Below are 17,704 nucleotides of genomic sequence, written 5' to 3'. Positions count from 1 at the left end.
TTTAAAATTTAATTAGAACTATTTCTTTACTTTATAATCTATGAAAATGAAATCACCTGCTTGAGAAATTTTTACACATCTGAGTTTCTTTTTTAAAGAAGAGCTAGAACTTATAAGCGAAGGTGCATGTTTATTTCCAATGAGGAGTGGACTTATTGTTAAATAAAGCTCATCAACCAGATTTTTTTCCCAAAACGCTGCATTTAGCTCTCCGCCCCCTAATAATGCAACTCTTTTTATTTTTTTAGTTTTTAAATGATTTATTAGCCCCGAAATATTTCCGAGGTAACAATTTACTTTAGTAAATGGAAATTCTTTTTCTTCTACCTTAAGAAGGGGTGTTTCATTAATATCAAATGATGAAACAAAAAAAATACTTTTTGGAATATTCTTTTGCTGCCAAAAATCATGAGAAAATGAAATTTCACCACTGCGTGTAAATACTATCCATTCGGGTTCAATCTTATTTTCAGTTAAATCAGCAACTCGAAATGCACCTTTTTCAGATTCTAGAGTTCTTGCACCTAAAAAAATTGCATCACAGCTTGCGACTAAATTTCTCATCCGAGAAAAATCTTCTTTACAAACAAGACCCAATTGATTTCGCTCTTCTGTTGATTCGATTTTATGTGAAGCAATTTTACCATCAATTGAGGAGGCCATGATATTTATTATAGTAAAGTTGTTATCATGGCTCATATATATTTATTGCACCTTTAGGACTGGCCATAAAATATTTGCACCTAATTCTTTTGCACGTAAAGCAATAGGATCATCTTCGAGTGCCGTGAGAATTTCAATTCCATCACCGACAATAGCTATGGTGTGTTCAAATTGTGCGGAAGGTTTTCCATCTAAAGTTTTAGATGTCCAACCATCTTTCATCATTTTCATACGCCAATCACCTGCATTGATCATAGGTTCGATTGTGAAAATCATACCTCTCACAATTTTGAGTCCTGTGCCTGAACGTCCATAATGAGGCACTTGTAAATCGGGTTCATGGAATACTTTTCCTATACCATGCCCAACGAAGTCACGAACGACTCCGCAACCTTCTTTTTCAGCATAGCTTTGGATTGCCCACCCTACATCCCCTAAACGGCTTCCATGCTTTGCAGCAGCAATACCGCGAGCAAGGCTCTCTTCGGCAACATTTGTTACCTTTTTACTTTCTTCCGAAATATGTTCGCCTACAAAAAAGGTTCTTGAACAATCACCAAAATACCCGTCTAAAGTAACAGTGACATCAATGTTAATAATATCACCTTCTTTAAGTATTTCACTTTTACTAGGTATACCATGACAAATAACATCATTAATACTTGTACAAACTGATTTGGGGTAGCCTTTATAATTTAATGGGCTCGGATATGCGCCATGAGATACAATAAAATCATGCACGGCCGTATTTATTTCTTCAGTATTTACTCCTGATTTAATTAATGTCCCTGCATGACGTAAAGTATGTGCAGCAAGCCTACCTGCCTCACGCATTTTTAAAATATCTTCTTGTGACTTTAATTTTGGCACTTTATTTTATACTCCAAGTTTATTTTGAGAGAGCTTCAATTGTTAATTTAAGTGTAGAAAAATCATGTGTCCCTAAACAATTTGCTTTCTCAAAAGTTTTTTTTGCAAGCCCTTGTAAAACTTTTCCTGGTCCGATTTCAACCCAAGTTGAAGTCGGAGATATCTCATTTATCTTTGCTAATGTCTGCGTCCATAAAACAGCACTTGCAATTTGTTTCACAAGGGTTTCCTTAGTGTAAGACTGCGTAGTATGAAGATTTGCATCTACATTTGCAACAATTTTACCAGAAAAGGTATTTAAATTTATTTCTGCAAGAAATGAAGACATTTCATTTGCTGCGGGCTGCATAAGGGTTGAATGAAAGGGTGCACTTACTGGCAGTTCTTTAGCTCTTCCTAATTTTCGTGTAGAAATTTCTTCACAAGCTTTTAAAACAGCTGATTTATGACCACTTAAAACCAATTGCCCTGGGGAATTGAAATTCACAACCTCTACAGTATTTTCGAGAGTAGAAATTTCCTTACAAATTCCTGGTATAAGATCACCCGAACTACCAATATAAGCCGCCATTGCCCCAACTCCAACCGGAACCGCACGCTGCATAGCCTGTCCTCTAAAACGCACAGCACGCAAAGCATCGGAAAAATTGAGAGCACCGAGAGAAACAAGAGCAGAATATTCTCCTAAACTATGGCCAGCAACAAGAATAGGATTAACCCCAACTCTTTTCTGTAAAACTCGCAAAGTTGCAATGCTTATTGCAAGAATAGCAGGTTGAGTAAATTCAGTTAAATTTAATTTTGCTTCAGGATCTTCAAAACACAGTTGTTCCATGTTAATAGATAAGGCATCGGAAGCTTCACACAGAGTCTCTTTAAATTCTTGAAATTGCTCAGAGATCTCTTTACCCATACCTACGGTTTGGCTTCCTTGTCCAGGAAACATGAATACGATATCAGACATAATTATTCTCCTTATAAGTGCAATGTCAGAGCACCCGCTTTGAATACCAGAGTATTTTAAATGTCTCCAGTGCGATTTCTTCTAAGCCTAGCAAAGCTCAGAATGTAAAACTACTGATCAGAGTATGCGAGTTTTTGCATTGACCTTTGCCTATTGCGAGAGGTATAGATTCACGTTTGTAGTTGATTTTTTGTGGAAAGGTTACAAAAATGTTTGACTTAGTCACCCAAGGATTTAAAGATGCATCTCTCAAGTTAAAGGGTCAAACCCGCCTGACAGATGAAAACATATCACAAGCTCTTGATGCAATTAAAAGATCGTTGCTCGACGCCGATGTCGATCTTAAAGTAACTAAACAATTTCTTGAAAACGTCCGCGGAAAAGCTCTCGACGAAGTTGTCCAACTGAAAGCAAAGTCAGGCCAAAAAGTCTCTGCAGGCGATCACTTTATTAAGACCTGTCACGATGAACTTGTTGAGTTCTTAGGTGGAAACCAAACTGAAATCATAAAAAATTCAAAAGGTCCTACCGTCATTTTACTTGTTGGTTTACAAGGTGCGGGTAAGACAACTCACGCAGCAAAATTAGCAAAACTTTTAGCAGAACGTTATAAAATGCGTCCATTGCTTGTTGCTGCCGACGTATATCGTCCTGCTGCACGTGACCAATTAAAAATTTTAGGCGACAAAATCAATGTGCCTGTCTTTACACTTGAATCTAATGACGCAGTTGAAATTGCAGAAAAAGGTCTTGAATTTGCGCGCAGCGAATGGCTTGATCTTGTTATTATCGATACGGCAGGTCGACTTGCAATTGACAATAATTTAATGACAGAGCTTGAATCTGTTAAAGCAAAAGTAAACCCACAAAATATTCTCCTCGTAATTGACTCCATGATTGGACAAGATGCCGTTCGTACAGCATCTGCATTTGATATGCGTCTTAATTTAACCGGAGTTATTTTAACAAAATTAGACGGTGATACCCGTGGTGGAGCTGCACTTTCTGTTAAAAAAGTCACTGGTAAAAATATTTTATTTGCTGGTACAGGCGAATCATTAGACAAACTCGAAGAATTCCGCCCTGACGGCATGGCGGGCCGCATTCTAGGAATGGGTGACGTTGTTGGTCTCATGGACGATTTTGGCAAAGCCATGGACATGGAAAAAGCCGAAAAAAGTGCGAGCAGAATGCTAGAAGGACATTTCGATTTTAATGACTTTCTTGAAATGATTGGCACTATCGGAAAAATGGGTCCAATAAAAGATGTCATTGCTAAAACACCTCTTGCGAGTCAAATTTCTGAAAAAGACATGGATAAAGTTAAGGACGGGGATATTTCTCGTAAAGGCGCCATTGTTCAGTCAATGACAACGAAAGAAAGAGAAAATCCAGATCTTCTCCTCATTCAAAAATCACAAACAGCACGCAGCCGCATAGCTCGTATTGCCAAAGGTTCAGCTCACACTGAGAAAGATGTAAAAGATCTCGTCGATCAATTTATGCAAATGCGTCAAATGATGCAAATGATGAGTGGAATGGGTCTCGGAGGTGGAGGTCTTCTCTCTAAAATTCCTGGCTTAGGTCAACTCAATCAAATGGCAAATATGGCTAAAATGGCCAAAATGATGGGAGGCGGCGGCGGAGGCGGTATGCCTGCGGGGCTTGGCAATATGTTTGGTGGAAGCGGTATGCCTACTCCAGCGGGTGGCATGGGCGGAGGTCTCAGCTCTGCCGACCTTGCAGAAATAAATCGAATGAAAAAAAGAAAAAAAGAAGAGAAGTTAAAAAAACAAAAGAAACGTTAATTTGGCCTTGTTACTTTAGATAGGATCTCATCATGTTTGGAATTAAAAATAAAATCTGTTTTGATACTTTACCTACCAGTGGCCCCGAAGCACTTTTTGCAAAGTATATGCCTAAACCACAGGTAGAATATCCAAATGTTGGTGAAAAAAATGAGACTTATTTAAAGAAAGTTTATATGCAGACTTGGGGCTGCCAAATGAACGTTGCAGACTCCGAGAGAATGCTCGGTTTGCTTGGTACTTTAAATTATCGTCCAACAGAAAATTTAAATGACGCGGATTTTATTCTTTTAAATACATGTCATATTCGTGAAAAAGCACGCCATAAAGTTGTAAGTCGATTAGGTGAAATTCGTCCTTTAAAAGAAGCGAATCCAAATATTATTATTGCCGTTGCAGGCTGTGTCGCACAGGCGGAATCACAGGCTCTTGCAAAAGAAGTTCCATATATTGACATGATTTTTGGTCCCGATCAAATCGAAGAACTTCCTACTCTCATTGAAAAAGTCATTGAAAAAAATGAACAAGAACGTAAAACAGAAGAGACTTTTACAACACATAAAACAGTTCCTTTTATCTTAACTAAGTTTGATAATAAAGAACAAGGTTATTCAATTCCAATTGATGTTATTCCTCCTTATTATGATGAAAACAAAAGCGAAGTCACTCGCTATGTAAATATTATTAAAGGCTGCAATAATTTTTGTACTTTTTGTGTAGTACCTTATACTAGAGGTCGTGAAAAAAGTCGTGCTGAAAATGAAATTCTTGATGAAGTTAATTTTTTAGTTAATAAAGGTGTAAAAGAAATTATTTTGCTTGGTCAGAATGTAAATTCATACGGACTTGATCTCATAGGTGCAACAGATGTTCACTCATCTAATGGAAAACTTCCTTTTGCAGACTTATTGCATACAGTTAGTAATGTACTTGGTGTAGAACGCATTCGTTTTACAACATCAAATCCTCACGATTTTACCCCCACTCTTGCCGATGCATTTGCAAAACTTCCTAAAGTTACAAACTCGTTTCACCTTGCAGTGCAATCAGGTAGCGATCGCATTCTTGACCGTATGAATCGACAATATACACGCGCAGAGTACTTTGAGAGAGTTAAGTGGATCCGTGATGTCCGCCCTGAAATTGCATTTAGTACAGATATTATTGTTGGATTTCCCGGTGAAACAGAACAAGACTTTGAAGATACAATGAGCCTTGTCCAAGAAATGCAATATGCCTTTATTTACGCTTTTAAATATTCAATTCGTAAGGGAACACCTGCAACTCGTTTTAAAGATCAAGTTCCTGAAGAAATTAAAGACAGACGTTTACAAATGCTTCTCGATTTGCAAAAGAAAGAAACTGAAAGGCAAAACCTCGCAGAAATTGCTAAGGTTCGTAATGTATTAATTCTTTATAAAAATCGTAAAGAGGAAAACACTTGGTATGGCCGCTCTTATGAAGGTCGCCTTGTAAAAGTTCATTCGCCACGAAATATTATGGGACTTATTCTTCCAGTTAAAATTACAGATGCAAACTTAATAGCTCTCGAAGGCCATTTAGCTTAATTTGACATTAAATAATTAAAAAAAAGTACGTTTTCATTTAGAGAATGTACTTTTATGTTACCTCCTCTTTAAACTTCATATTTAATATTCTAGACTTTCTTTGAAAGAATTTATTTTTCATATAACTTGTAAATAAGAGAAAAATACAGTTTTTATAAAACCTCAAAAAAGGTGATTTTGATGGGTATTATATCGAAACTAGTTATAGCTTTACTCAATATTCTCGTTTATTATCAATGCAGCGCAAGTGAAATTGAAAAAGTTAAAATTTGCTGGGAAGACGGCTTGAAGCCTCCTTATCTTATGCTTAAAGTGGGCAAAAAAACAGAGAATGAATCTGTGACAGGCGTTGCGGTCGAAATTGTTCACCAGATTTTAAAAAAAAATAAAATTGAATATGAAAATATAATTTTGCCGTGGAAACGATGCCTAATAGAGGTTGAAAAAGGAAAAATAGACATTGTCCCAAATGCCTCAATCAATCCTGAAAGACAAGCATTCGCCTTTTTCACAGATAAACCACTTTATTCAACAAATATGGTTCTATTCTATAAAAAGAAGCGCTTTAAGAAAAAACCCATTATAAATGGAATTGATGATCTAAAAAAATATATTGTGGGTGGCTACTTAGGATTTAATTATAAATATTTTAATAATCAAATAGAGATGGATATCGGCTCAACCAGCCGAGAATTACTTTTCCAAAAGTTAAAAATTGGACGCTTCGATTTTGCAATTGAACAATTAGAAGTTGTAAATTATATGGCAAGTCAAAAAATAATAAGTCTTAATGGTCTAGATTATATTCAAAATAGAGTTATGCCACAGCAGCACTACTATGTAATGGTAAGTAAAAATTCAGAAAACTCGACTCAATTAAAAAGTATTTTAGATAAAGGAATAGAAGAATTATTGAAGAATAATTCCATTCAAAAATTAATAAAAAAATATAATGCTAAAAAGCAATGAATAATATGCTGTCTAAATGTTTTAGCATACTAAAAAAATCTGTTTATTTAGTAGTATCTATTAGTTCAGATACACTTCGAAAGTTTTCAAATATGGATCATGAATTTTTATATATTTAAATGAAAAATTTAATATTTGTGATTCAAGATCTTTCCTGATTTTATTGCCACTTTAAAATTTTTATAACTAAGATGAAAAATAAATCTTGCTAATACCAAGCTTTGACACTGATTAAAATTATCGAATATAGTTAAATATGGAACAAATTCTGTAGAAAGATCTTTTCAAGAAACTCCCATTCGTAATTTCAAAATATGACTTCTATAAATATTCTATTTTTATTTGTAATGTGATTCTTAAATTCTTTTAATTTTATAGCTATATTTTTAGACACTTTTGAACTATTAACATTCCTATAAAAATATTCTTTCACTTTCCTTAGACTTCATGATCCTATATTTGCATAAAATATGTCAAAAATCGATTCAATGGAACATTTGAGTTACACTTGCAACATGTTTTGCTTATTAAATAAACAACTAAAAATTTAAGTAATTGATTGACATTTATAAAAACATATTTAATATTTAGGAAATAATAATTATGTTTTTATAAATTATTTATTTTAAGCATATTCGGTTTTATAAGTTTTACATTTAAGAAGAAGAATAATGGTAAATTTTTCCTTTAAGCTTAAAAATGGCGATCTGATTGACCTTACCGAATATTTGATTCATTTAGACCTTCGTGAAAATGACACTATCATTGCATGCGGCACAATAATAGAAAATATTGGTAACGAATTTTCAGATATCGATGTATATATTATAACTGATGAGTATAGAACTCCAAAGAATATTAATATAAGCAATTTTTATAGAACTATAAGTAGGTCAAAAGAAGTACTTGATCAAAGTAGTAATGAAGAAATATTGTTAATACATCTCCCTGTTGAAAAATCAGGTATGAAAATAGATATAGAATTTAAAACTTACAGTGATATTAATAAACTAAGTGAATCGCTGAATGAGTTTTATAATTATGCTTTTCAAAATTACATTCTTTTGACTAAAGAAATGTCTGAAAGAAACATGTCATTTATCCATAGAATACACAATGGAGTATGTATTCTTAATGAAATTAAATTAAGTGAAATTAAATATAATCTAGATAAGCAGAAATTTAATTATTACTTATATCGAGTATATGCATCTGACTATGCAGACTTACTAGATATTATCGGTGCATGGAGAAAAGAAGAGTATGAACGATGCTTTGACTTAGCAAGAGAAAATTTAATTAAACAGATGTTAGGTTATGTTTCTTTAATTGGCAATACAGATTACAAACGAAAATGGCTTTTAACAAGAATAGAGCAGTATAAAATAAAAGATGAAATTAAGTCAAAATTTAAAAAGCTTTTTATGCTAACAGACTATGGCAATACTAAAGATTATATTGTTGAAACTCTAAATTGTGTTGATGATATTTACAAGGAATCGGCATTATTTTTCTCTGAAGTATCTAATCCGATATTTCCTAGTGGAGATAAGGTTATAGATTGGCTTAATAAAAAACTAACTCCACTTTCAAAACCCTATCAAATATGTGAAATAGAGTATAGAAAAAAGGCATATTTAATGCAAAACTTTATTCCAACAAAAGAAATGTTAATAAGGGAATTATCATGACAAAGCCAATAATAGGTGTTCTTTGTTGTGCAAGAATGATTGATGATGTTTCAGATCTTCATCATCTTGTCTTTAGAAGTTATATTGATTATATCAAGTTAATCCTAGACGCTGTTCCTATACTTATCCCTGCGATTTTAAATGATGATGATGATGATGATGATGATGATGAAATAGCAGAAGCATTTATTAATTCAGTAGATGGCATTATTCTTCCAGGCTCACCTTCAAATGTTGGTGTTAGAAGAAAAAATTTAGATGAAAATGAATGTTTTTATGAGATTCAGTCTATCGGTGTTAAGGACTTAAATCGCGATATGACTGCAATGAAGCTCATTAAACAAGCATATTTATCAGATAAACCATTACTTGGTATATGCCGAGGTTTTCAAGAGATTAATATATTTTTTGGTGGTGAACTTTATCAAGAGCTTCATAAAGTCCCTGGAAAATTTGACCATCGTTCAGATAAAACAAAAATATTAAATGAAAAATATGAGTTATCACACTTAATAAAAATTGATAATAATTCATTAATACGAGAACTTTTAACAAAAGAAAATGTAATAGAAAGTGATCTATATATTAACTCTCTTCATTCACAAGGAATAGAAAAATTAGGCAACTATTTAGCTATTGAAGGTAAATCTGAGGATAATACAATAGAAGCGTTCAGGCATAAAACTGCTAAATTTATTTATGGTGTTCAATGGCATATGGAGTGGAACAAATCTAAACTTGATGCAATAATTGCTAAAGAATTTAGAGCTCACTGTTTACGATCAATTTGATATTAAGGATAATATATGGCTATTAAGTGTAATCAAATTCCATCAAATAAAGATTGGAAATTTTTATCCATTTTTGGTTCTAAAAAAAACTACTTTACTACAGAAACTTACTTTAGAGAAAGCTGGTTTGATGGGTTTTCAATTTTTGAGAATAATCTTACAAACAAACTTGTGCGGACTGCAACTGTAGTTTTTAAACCAGAAGCTTTTTCAGCAAGACGAACAAGTGATATAATTAATCTAATTGAAAAATATAATTTCAAAGCTACTTTAGCTTTTAAAATAAAATATAATAGACATAAAATTCGTGAAACTTGGCGATACCAATATAGTGAGGCGACAATCGATAGGATGTCACTTATCGATCATTTATATTGTCTAGGTGACTCATTAATAGTATTCTTTGAAGATACATCAATAGACATAAAAATACCCGCTAGCGCAAGGCTACATAAACTTAAAGGAGCATCAGAAGAAAGGTTACGAACAGATGAATCATTACGAAGTATAATTAAAATACCTAATGGTGTTATAAGATATTTTCATATCCCTGATGAACCCGCTGATATAGTTAGAGAGATTGGAATTATGTTTGACAGACCACAAAGATTAAATATTTTTGAGTCATTAAAAACCTCAAAAACTCATGAAAGAAGTCATATTGAAAAGCTGATATGTGAATTAGAGTCTCAACATGAAACGAATTCCTTTGATCTAGGATCGAGTTGGAATCGAGTACTATTCGCAGCTCAATTTACTAATGATGAACTTAAAAAACAGATTTTTGATCTTAAGCGACGAGTTGACAATCATGATGAAATAGGTTGGGAAGATATTTTTAACACTCTTTCAGCAGCGAAATGTAATATATATGATATATTAACTATTGCATCGAATGTTATAAAGCAAGATGTTGATTATGAATTTCATCTTATAGATGGAGACGCACTGCGAGGATGGGATGATCGAACTTTTCAGCATTTTTAATATACAAGTAGTGGTTAAAAAATCCTTTATTCGTATTATTATCTTGTCAATAATAATATAGTTATTAGTATACTATTTAATAAATAATTTTTATAATACATAAATTGATTCATAAAGCTTTTTTGTGAAAGAAAAATTTGTGAAAATATAAAAAACTCAATTCTATTTGTTAATATAGTAAAATCTCATATCTTATTAATTTATTTACATAAATAAACTAATTTATTATAAATTTTTCTGCATCTATACAGATGAATTATAATTAATATTTTTTAAAAAATTTTTTGTTAAGCGGAGATACTATAAACTCAAAATTAAAAAATATATAACTTTTACAAGATAGCGTTCAAATTTATTATTTGTTATAGAAAAATTTATTTCTTTTTTAAAACTATATTGTGTGCTAATTTTTATGATATACTAAATATAATTTTATTTAAAGAAGAAAAATATGAACTATATTTTATGGACTATCTAAAAGATTTACTTATTCAAGAAATATATCGAATAAAAATTCGCAAAATTAATTACTTTTGAAGAATTTTTGCGACCATAATAAGACAAAAAATAACTATGAATAAATAATATTACTCAATGATATTATTTATAGTATATATTTACGAAAAGGGTTTCTATGGATAAAAATTTTAGACTATTTCTTTTTAGCTCTGCGTGCTCACTTTTAGGAATAGAAATATTTCAATTAGCAATACCATTGACTACTATTGCCCTTGGATACTCTGCAATAGAAACAGGATGGTGTACCTTTGCTTTCTTTTTACCGGTAATTTTGGTGAAAATTTTTGCCGCGCCAATTATAGAAAATAGTAATAAAAAAGCAACTCTTGCTATGAGTGAAGTTGGAAGAATTATTTGCATAATATCTTTTATCACAACTTTATATCTTCTTAATTTTCAGAATCTATTTTACATAATTTTTATTTCATTTATTTTCGGAGTATTTACAACATTTACAGAAATTACTGAGCCAACAGCTCTTAAACTACTTATTGCTAATAAAAACTCAAATTCAATCCTTACTAAATATGAAATAAGAACACGTGTTGTTCAGTTAACCGCCCCTAGTTTATGCGGATTTTTAATTACTTATAGTATTTATTCTCCATATTTTACTATGTTACTCATTTCTTTTATTACTCTTTTTTTTATTAGTGGAATTAAATTTAATAATAAAAGTCAGAAAAATAAAAAATATAATAATTTTTTTGAAAGTATAATTGATGCATTTACTTGGATAAAAAATAATAAGTTATTTACAATAATGCTTTTATTAACATCTATCAACAATTTGTTACATCCAATTTTATACCTCACTATTATATTTTCATTGAAATCCATGAATATTGGGTATGATATAACCGGATATATTCTATCTGGTCTAGGTGTCGGTGGTATTATTGGAGGCATGATAGCAGGTCCCCTGTCGCTTCACTTTAATCTTAGAAATTTAGTCTTAGGTATTAACATTTTAAGAATATTAGTATTTGCTGGTTTTATATTTTTCCCCACACCCATTGGCTATTTTACTTTTTTTATGATGAAAGCTATACTTGGAGGAGTTTGGAATGTATGCTATAATATTTATTCAATTAATGAGATACCATATGATTATATTGCACGAGTTTCTGCATTAAGTGGCATTCTGATAAAAGTATGCACAGCATTGGGAGGAATTATGGCAGGGTATTTAATAAATTATTATAGTATTGAATTCTGTTTATATATCCTTTTAGCGCTTACAGTTATTATGTTTATCTGCACTATACCTTTTAAGAAAGTATATACTTCAAGAATATTAGTCACAGATCCGCCCAAATGAATTTTTAATTTTATATTAAGTTTTTGGAATGAGCAGGATAAAAATTATTATCATCTTAGATGCTCAACTAATTACATAATAAAGAAATGTTTAGATTTGAAATATTAACATAATTCGAGTTTTTCGAATTTTTAAAACTTATTATATTTATGGAATTTATTTATGACAAAAAATAATTTTATTGAAAACTTCATGCTTCCTTCTAATTTAATGAACTCAAGCAAAGATCATATTAGAAACATTGACTTTAGAGAAATAACACTTCCTAAAAATACTATTTACATTGACTTTGCTTCAAGTACCCCGCTTGATACTCGGGTATTTCAAGAAATGATCCCATGGATGCTTGGATATTTTGCAAATGCTTCAAATCGTTCACACCCCATGGGAAAAATAACAGAGTATGCAATAACTCAAGCTCGAATAAGCATTGCTAAAATATTTAATGTATCCCAGAATGAAGTCATTTTCACCTCAAGTGCAACAGAAAGTAATAATTTATTATTACGTGGTCTTGTTGAAGATCCTCTTCGAAAACGCAAAAAAATTGTATACTGCGCAACAGAACATTCCAGTATTATTGTTACGGCGAAGAAAATATTAGATCATTATTCAAAAGTATTTGACATCGAAATTAAATCGATTCCTGTTGATATGAATGGTCAAATTATCATGGATGAAGCAGAAAAAATTATTGATAAGAATACCTTGTGTGTTTGCATTATGGATGTTAATAATGAAACAGGGATAATACAAACTCAATTGCAAAAAATAAAGGTTTTATGTCAAAAAGCTGAAACAATATTACATGTTGATGCAGCTCAAGGATTTGCAAGATCGACCTGTATTGCATGCGATGTAGATTACGATACAGCAACCATTTCCTCGTCAAAAATATATGGTCCTAAGGGTATTGCCGCTCTTATCGTTAAAAAGAGGCGACCATTTATTCGTATTGAAGCACAATTAACAGGTGGTGGGCATGAATTTAATATTCGGTCCAGTTCATTAAATAATGCTGCAATTATTGGTTTTGCAAAAGCTTGTTCGTTACAAAAGAAAGAAGCTCAAATGAGAATTATGCATTATAAAAAAATGGAAGAGGCTTTTTGTGATGAAATTCAACAACATATTTTAGCCCATTTTTTTGGTAACAATACTGAAAAAGTTCCCGGTATTATAACTCTTTACTTTTCAGGTGTAAATGCTTCAAATCTCCTTGAAAAAAGTAAAATTGTATGCGCTAGTATAAGCAGCGAATATAAAACTTTACAAGAAATAGGAAGTCACGTTCTCGATGCAATGGGAGTCGCTCTTGAACATTCATTATCTAGCTTTAGAGTAAGTTTTGGACTTACAAATTCTGAAGACGAAGTAAGAGAAGCAGCTCGTATTCTTGCTAAAACTGCAATAAAATTAAAAAGAGATTCTGTAATACTTACCTAGAGAACTTAACTTTAATTGAATTTTTTATTAATAATGATGACCACTCAAAGCAAATTTATTGTGTATTCTTTCTATAGGAAAAGTCCGTTAAATTATAAGATTTTCTCTCGTTCCCAAGCTAGTTTACACGGATTTTCAGTCCCTAAACTATTTCCTACACTACTATTATATAAGATTAAATTTTATCTAATAAAAATACAAATTATCTTTACAAAACCCAGTTTTCAGGCACAGAAAAACTAGATTTCGTCTGAGATATTTTTTCTTTTTCAATTCTACCATCACGATGAAAAGTAATTCTTAAATAATAAATGAAATTTTCTTTTAATATAACCTTCCCTGATAAAACAGGAGAGCATGTTCCACCAACATTACGGGCAGAAGGAGAAAGCAGCATTGAAAAATTATTTTTATATAAAAAAGTACCTATTTTTCTGCAAACAGAATAATCATTTGAAATAAGTTGCACTTTCAAAGCTAATTCATTTCTCAAGTCAACGCATTTTGAAGAATTTAAAACTGCTTTAAACATTTTACGTTCCGTAATTATTTCATTTTTAGAACCTTTTTGCCTAAAAGCATTCATAGCTCTTTTCCACTGATGATAAAGACTTTCATTCACAGAAGTATCTTCTTCCAATGCTCCATACCAAATTCCGTAATGTACACCATCACCAAAACGCCCTTCTCCATATGGCGGAATAAAAATATTTCCAATTGAATTGGAAATATCTCCATAACTAAACACTCTATTTTTTTGAGGTTCTGTATGGGAAATATCACTTGTCATGCTCTCTATTTTTCTTAATATTTCATTTTTATGCGGAGTTGATTCGATTAAATCATCAAATAGATCCTGAGAGTCAATTATAGTATATATATTTCTAAACGCCGATCCTTTATATGTTATTTCTTTTCCAAGAAGATTTTCAAAATTCATTCTGCACACCTAATATAATCAAGTCGTCGGCGAATTGAAGCCAAACGTGGCAGGGATTCATCTAAATTTTCCATAATATATTCAATAGGTATTTTCCCATTAAAATCTGCTTGTGAACTTTTCATCCAGCCGTAAACTATTTCTTTATTATGCGGAAATAAAATTCTTAAATTCTTGTGAATACCAAGTAGGAGACCAACTCTATATTTTTTATCCACATCATCTGGAATAACTTGATCGTCAGAAAAGTCTTTTAGTCTTTGCCTGTTATATTTTATCCCCAAGAGTGCCGCTTGCTCCATTTGATTAAAGCCATAGAGCTTTACAAGGTTCCAAAAGGCTTCTCCGAGCACTTTATTTTCTTGTTCATTGGAACTGTTTGGGTTTGTCTGTTTTCGTAAGTTTTTTAAGGACATAGAAGCCTCCCTAAAGTAGAACACCCTCAGTGTATGATATCATACACTGTTTTATCGTTTAAAGATAGGGTAAATTTATATAATGTATGAAATCATACATTATATAGTGAAGGCTTGTTTTTGTTTAAAACTCAAAGATAAATTTCAATTTTTCTCAAAATAATCATGAATATTAGGAAGAATACTTAAACTCTGCAGATTTTTAAATTTATCTCTCATTGATTGATGAAGTAAATAAATAAATCCACAACCACCAAAATTAAAATCCGGTTGAAAATATTTTAAATCTTGAACGCTATATTGCGCTAAATTAACAACGCAGGTTCTTTTTCCTCGCAGTATTGCAAAATTTATATTCATTCCCAATTCTTTTATTTGCCCAGTTACAAATGCAGTATTGTGTGTATGACAGAACTTTCGTATAATTTCAGGCTCATTTTGCTTTGTCCGCTCTAAAAATTCATTTTCAAATTCTTGAGTAAAAACATTTATCCAATTTGCAAACTCAATTTCATTACCTGATAAGAACAAAACCACGGGCGTTAAGCAGCCACGCCCATTCCATAAACTAATAGACTGTGCGATTTTTTTAGGTGAATTATCATGAATATTGATTAAAAGAGAGTTTTTTATATCTCCCTTACCTATAAACTTTGTTATATTTGAATTAACTTGTTTTGAAAGTGTTGTAAGAGTTTCTTCGCTGCCAAAAGTTAAAACAATATCATAATCATTGAAAGTATGCGCAATAGATTTACCAGGATCTATATATGTTTTTGTAAGAGGGAAGTAGTTTGCAATGACTTGAATAAGATCTTCTGTATATTTACGAACTGTTCCCGAATAATAATCATCTAAGCGTAAGCTTGGAATTTTTAAAGTTACAGAAGAAACTCCATTTTTTGCTGCAATGATATAAGGAAACACCCAAGCAATAGGTGTATTTGCTGCAGAAATAATAAGCATATTTTTATTTTGATAACTTAAATCTTTTTCTAACTTACATTCAATACTTTCAAGTGTTTTTGCTAAATCTTCGAGTGCAAAGCTATTCCAATCTTTTTCTTTAAGTTGAAATAATATATCTTTTAAATTTAAAATATTTTTTTGCTGCTTATTTATCTCTATTAACAATTTCTGTGTTTGAGATTCAAAATTAAAGAAACCTCTCACATTTAAGCTACACCCTTTAATTGATGAGTCAGGCCCACGGCCAATGAGTCTAAACTTATTTGTATCAAGGCATAAGCCAATATCTTCAGTAATGATTGCAGCATAGGATTCATAATTAATTGAATCTATAAAAGCAATAAATCCTAATTCATTGATAGGCAATACCGAATTTGCCTCAATGGAAACAGAGAAAGGCTTTAAAGTCTTATTGCATTGAAAAGTGCCATCATGAATTTTATGGGTTGACCAAGCTTGGGAACCCAGTTCACACATTCCATACTCTGAAAAAATTGATAAATTTGCACTTGTATAAAAACTTTTTAGAACCTCAATGCTTTCAGTTAAGGTATATGCTTGAGTTCTTCCTTTGGTTCCACCAGTGTCAATAATTGACAAATTAAGACGTTTAAATTCATTCTGAATTCGTTCCTTAAATTCTTGAGAAGATAAATTTGCAAGCATGAAATGGTGAAAAGACGTACCAAAAATAATGCACGACGAATTATTTTCAATTTTCTTTAAACAAACTAAAGCATTTTCAAAAGATTCATCAAGATTGCAGAAAATTATATTAAACTCTTGATGATGAAACATGCTTAACATTGCAGATAAAGAACTATTTTTCCATATTTCCACAGGTGGAATAAATGTTAGAAGAGGGGTGCTCTTGTCTAATTGATTTCTTTGTAAAAAATCTAAAAAACCTTCACAAGTATTTTTTTCATATACCTTTAAAGCGTCATATGAAAAGATATGAGTCGATGGCTTATTACCTGTGCTGCCACTCGAATAAAATTTATTATAATTTCTTTCATTTTCAGCAGAATAATCGAGATGCAAAGTAAAGTCACGAAAGCAGCGAATGGGTAAGAAAGAAACTGTTTCAGAAAATTGAGGAATATAAATGTCGATAAAGTAGTGCTGAATTGATGGTATTCTTTCTATTAGTTTTTGCTTCTGATTTTTAAGAAAACTTAACTCCATTTACTGCATCCTTTCATACATAATAAGAACTTAAAAGCGATACAATAGAAAAAATATAATATCAAGTTTATATATTTGTGAAGTTAGACTTCGTTAATCAACTTTTATGAGAAGCATGCCAGAATGCATGACTTTCTTTGACATTTAAAATAACTGTATAAATTCTAATTTTTTATAAAAAAATTATTGACAATATATTTTTTTAATTTAAGCTCAAATGCATATCTTTAATTTTTATATAAAAGGAATTTTTATGCGCTTTATCAAAAGAGCCCTTACGCTATCAATCGTTCTATTTAACTTCAATTCAGCTTTTGCAGATGGATTTACTTTACCGTTGAAGCCGAATACTTTGAAATGTGATGATGAAGGATTAGATCCACAATCATGTACAGTTGAAAGAGATGAAGCTCTAAAAATTGGTTGCATAGGTAAAGCAGTTTATGATGAGCTCATAAGGATTAATCATTTTCCAATGTGCACTTCTACCAAGAAATTTAAAGGTTATTGTAGTTGTTTTGCATCTACAACAAAAATTTATAGTTTTGATAAAAATTAAATACTATGAATTTTATACGAATTTCTGAAACTGAA

15 protein-coding genes are annotated in these 17,704 nt (G+C 31.4%); 9 read left to right on the top strand and 6 right to left on the bottom strand.

What is annotated here, in order from left to right:
* Positions 1 to 18: 18 nt before the first annotated feature.
* From GCL57_RS11735 to fabD, 3 genes are read right to left on the bottom strand one after another with little or no spacing between them, the layout of a single operon-like run.
* On the bottom strand, positions 19 to 699 hold the full coding sequence (locus GCL57_RS11735; RefSeq protein ID WP_152213541.1) for a dihydrofolate reductase family protein: 681 nt from the start codon (positions 697 to 699) through the stop codon (positions 19 to 21).
* Between the two features lie 6 nt (positions 700 to 705).
* Positions 706 to 1,533 (bottom strand): type I methionyl aminopeptidase, encoded by an 828-nt coding sequence (gene map, locus GCL57_RS11730; protein WP_246164860.1) that lies wholly within the window; start codon positions 1,531 to 1,533, stop codon positions 706 to 708.
* A 19-nt stretch (positions 1,534 to 1,552) separates the two neighbouring features.
* A complete protein-coding gene (fabD, locus tag GCL57_RS11725) occupies positions 1,553 to 2,497 on the bottom strand; it encodes an ACP S-malonyltransferase (protein WP_152213540.1) in 945 nt (314 codons plus the stop codon).
* Between the two features lie 209 nt (positions 2,498 to 2,706).
* On the opposite strand from fabD, the gene ffh reads away from it, so the two are divergent.
* From ffh to GCL57_RS11685, 8 genes are all read left to right on the top strand, one after another.
* Positions 2,707 to 4,305: a signal recognition particle protein gene (ffh, locus tag GCL57_RS11720; RefSeq protein WP_152213539.1), complete on the top strand. Its 1,599-nt coding sequence runs from the start codon at positions 2,707 to 2,709 to the stop codon at positions 4,303 to 4,305.
* A gap of 32 nt (positions 4,306 to 4,337) precedes the next feature.
* Positions 4,338 to 5,873, top strand: a complete 1,536-nt coding sequence (gene miaB / locus GCL57_RS11715) for a tRNA (N6-isopentenyl adenosine(37)-C2)-methylthiotransferase MiaB (protein WP_152213538.1) — start codon at positions 4,338 to 4,340, stop codon at positions 5,871 to 5,873.
* Between the two features lie 180 nt (positions 5,874 to 6,053).
* The gene (locus tag GCL57_RS11710) at positions 6,054 to 6,842 is read left to right on the top strand and encodes a substrate-binding periplasmic protein (protein WP_152213537.1); all 789 of its coding nucleotides are present in this window, start codon (positions 6,054 to 6,056) and stop codon (positions 6,840 to 6,842) included.
* 671 nt (positions 6,843 to 7,513) lie between these two features.
* Positions 7,514 to 8,533 (top strand): hypothetical protein, encoded by a 1,020-nt coding sequence (locus tag GCL57_RS11705; protein ID WP_152213536.1) that lies wholly within the window; start codon positions 7,514 to 7,516, stop codon positions 8,531 to 8,533.
* Positions 8,530 to 9,324, top strand: a complete 795-nt coding sequence (locus GCL57_RS11700; RefSeq protein ID WP_152213535.1) for a gamma-glutamyl-gamma-aminobutyrate hydrolase family protein — start codon at positions 8,530 to 8,532, stop codon at positions 9,322 to 9,324. The genes GCL57_RS11705 and GCL57_RS11700 overlap by 4 nt, the downstream gene beginning before the upstream one ends.
* Before the next feature lie 15 nt (positions 9,325 to 9,339).
* The gene (locus tag GCL57_RS11695) at positions 9,340 to 10,311 is read left to right on the top strand and encodes a nucleoside-diphosphate kinase (RefSeq protein WP_152213534.1); all 972 of its coding nucleotides are present in this window, start codon (positions 9,340 to 9,342) and stop codon (positions 10,309 to 10,311) included.
* Between the two features lie 634 nt (positions 10,312 to 10,945).
* Positions 10,946 to 12,151: an MFS transporter gene (locus GCL57_RS11690; RefSeq protein WP_152213533.1), complete on the top strand. Its 1,206-nt coding sequence runs from the start codon at positions 10,946 to 10,948 to the stop codon at positions 12,149 to 12,151.
* Positions 12,152 to 12,313: 162 nt separating this feature from the next.
* A complete protein-coding gene (locus tag GCL57_RS11685; protein WP_152213532.1) occupies positions 12,314 to 13,597 on the top strand; it encodes a cysteine desulfurase family protein in 1,284 nt (427 codons plus the stop codon).
* Between the two features lie 208 nt (positions 13,598 to 13,805).
* On the opposite strand, the gene GCL57_RS11680 is transcribed toward GCL57_RS11685, so the two are convergent.
* The 3 genes from GCL57_RS11680 to GCL57_RS11670 form a co-directional block, all read right to left on the bottom strand.
* Positions 13,806 to 14,537 (bottom strand): RES family NAD+ phosphorylase, encoded by a 732-nt coding sequence (locus tag GCL57_RS11680; protein WP_152213531.1) that lies wholly within the window; start codon positions 14,535 to 14,537, stop codon positions 13,806 to 13,808.
* Complete coding sequence (locus tag GCL57_RS11675) at positions 14,534 to 14,953, bottom strand: antitoxin Xre/MbcA/ParS toxin-binding domain-containing protein (RefSeq protein ID WP_152213530.1); 420 nt, start codon at positions 14,951 to 14,953, stop codon at positions 14,534 to 14,536. Before GCL57_RS11675 ends, GCL57_RS11680 begins: the two co-directional genes overlap by 4 nt.
* A 144-nt stretch (positions 14,954 to 15,097) precedes the next feature.
* Complete coding sequence (locus GCL57_RS11670; protein ID WP_152213529.1) at positions 15,098 to 17,110, bottom strand: hypothetical protein; 2,013 nt, start codon at positions 17,108 to 17,110, stop codon at positions 15,098 to 15,100.
* A 253-nt stretch (positions 17,111 to 17,363) separates the two neighbouring features.
* Here GCL57_RS11670 and GCL57_RS11665 point away from each other — a divergent pair, with 253 nt between their 5' ends.
* Positions 17,364 to 17,669: a hypothetical protein gene (locus GCL57_RS11665; RefSeq protein ID WP_152213528.1), complete on the top strand. Its 306-nt coding sequence runs from the start codon at positions 17,364 to 17,366 to the stop codon at positions 17,667 to 17,669.
* Positions 17,670 to 17,704: the final 35 nt, after the last annotated feature.

It is taken from the genome of Fluviispira multicolorata, assembly GCF_009208585.1.
In the GTDB taxonomy this organism is placed as follows: domain Bacteria; phylum Bdellovibrionota_B; class Oligoflexia; order Silvanigrellales; family Silvanigrellaceae; genus Silvanigrella; species Silvanigrella multicolorata.
Note: the sequence above shows the minus strand (reverse complement) of the source record. Positions and strands in the feature narration are given on the sequence as shown.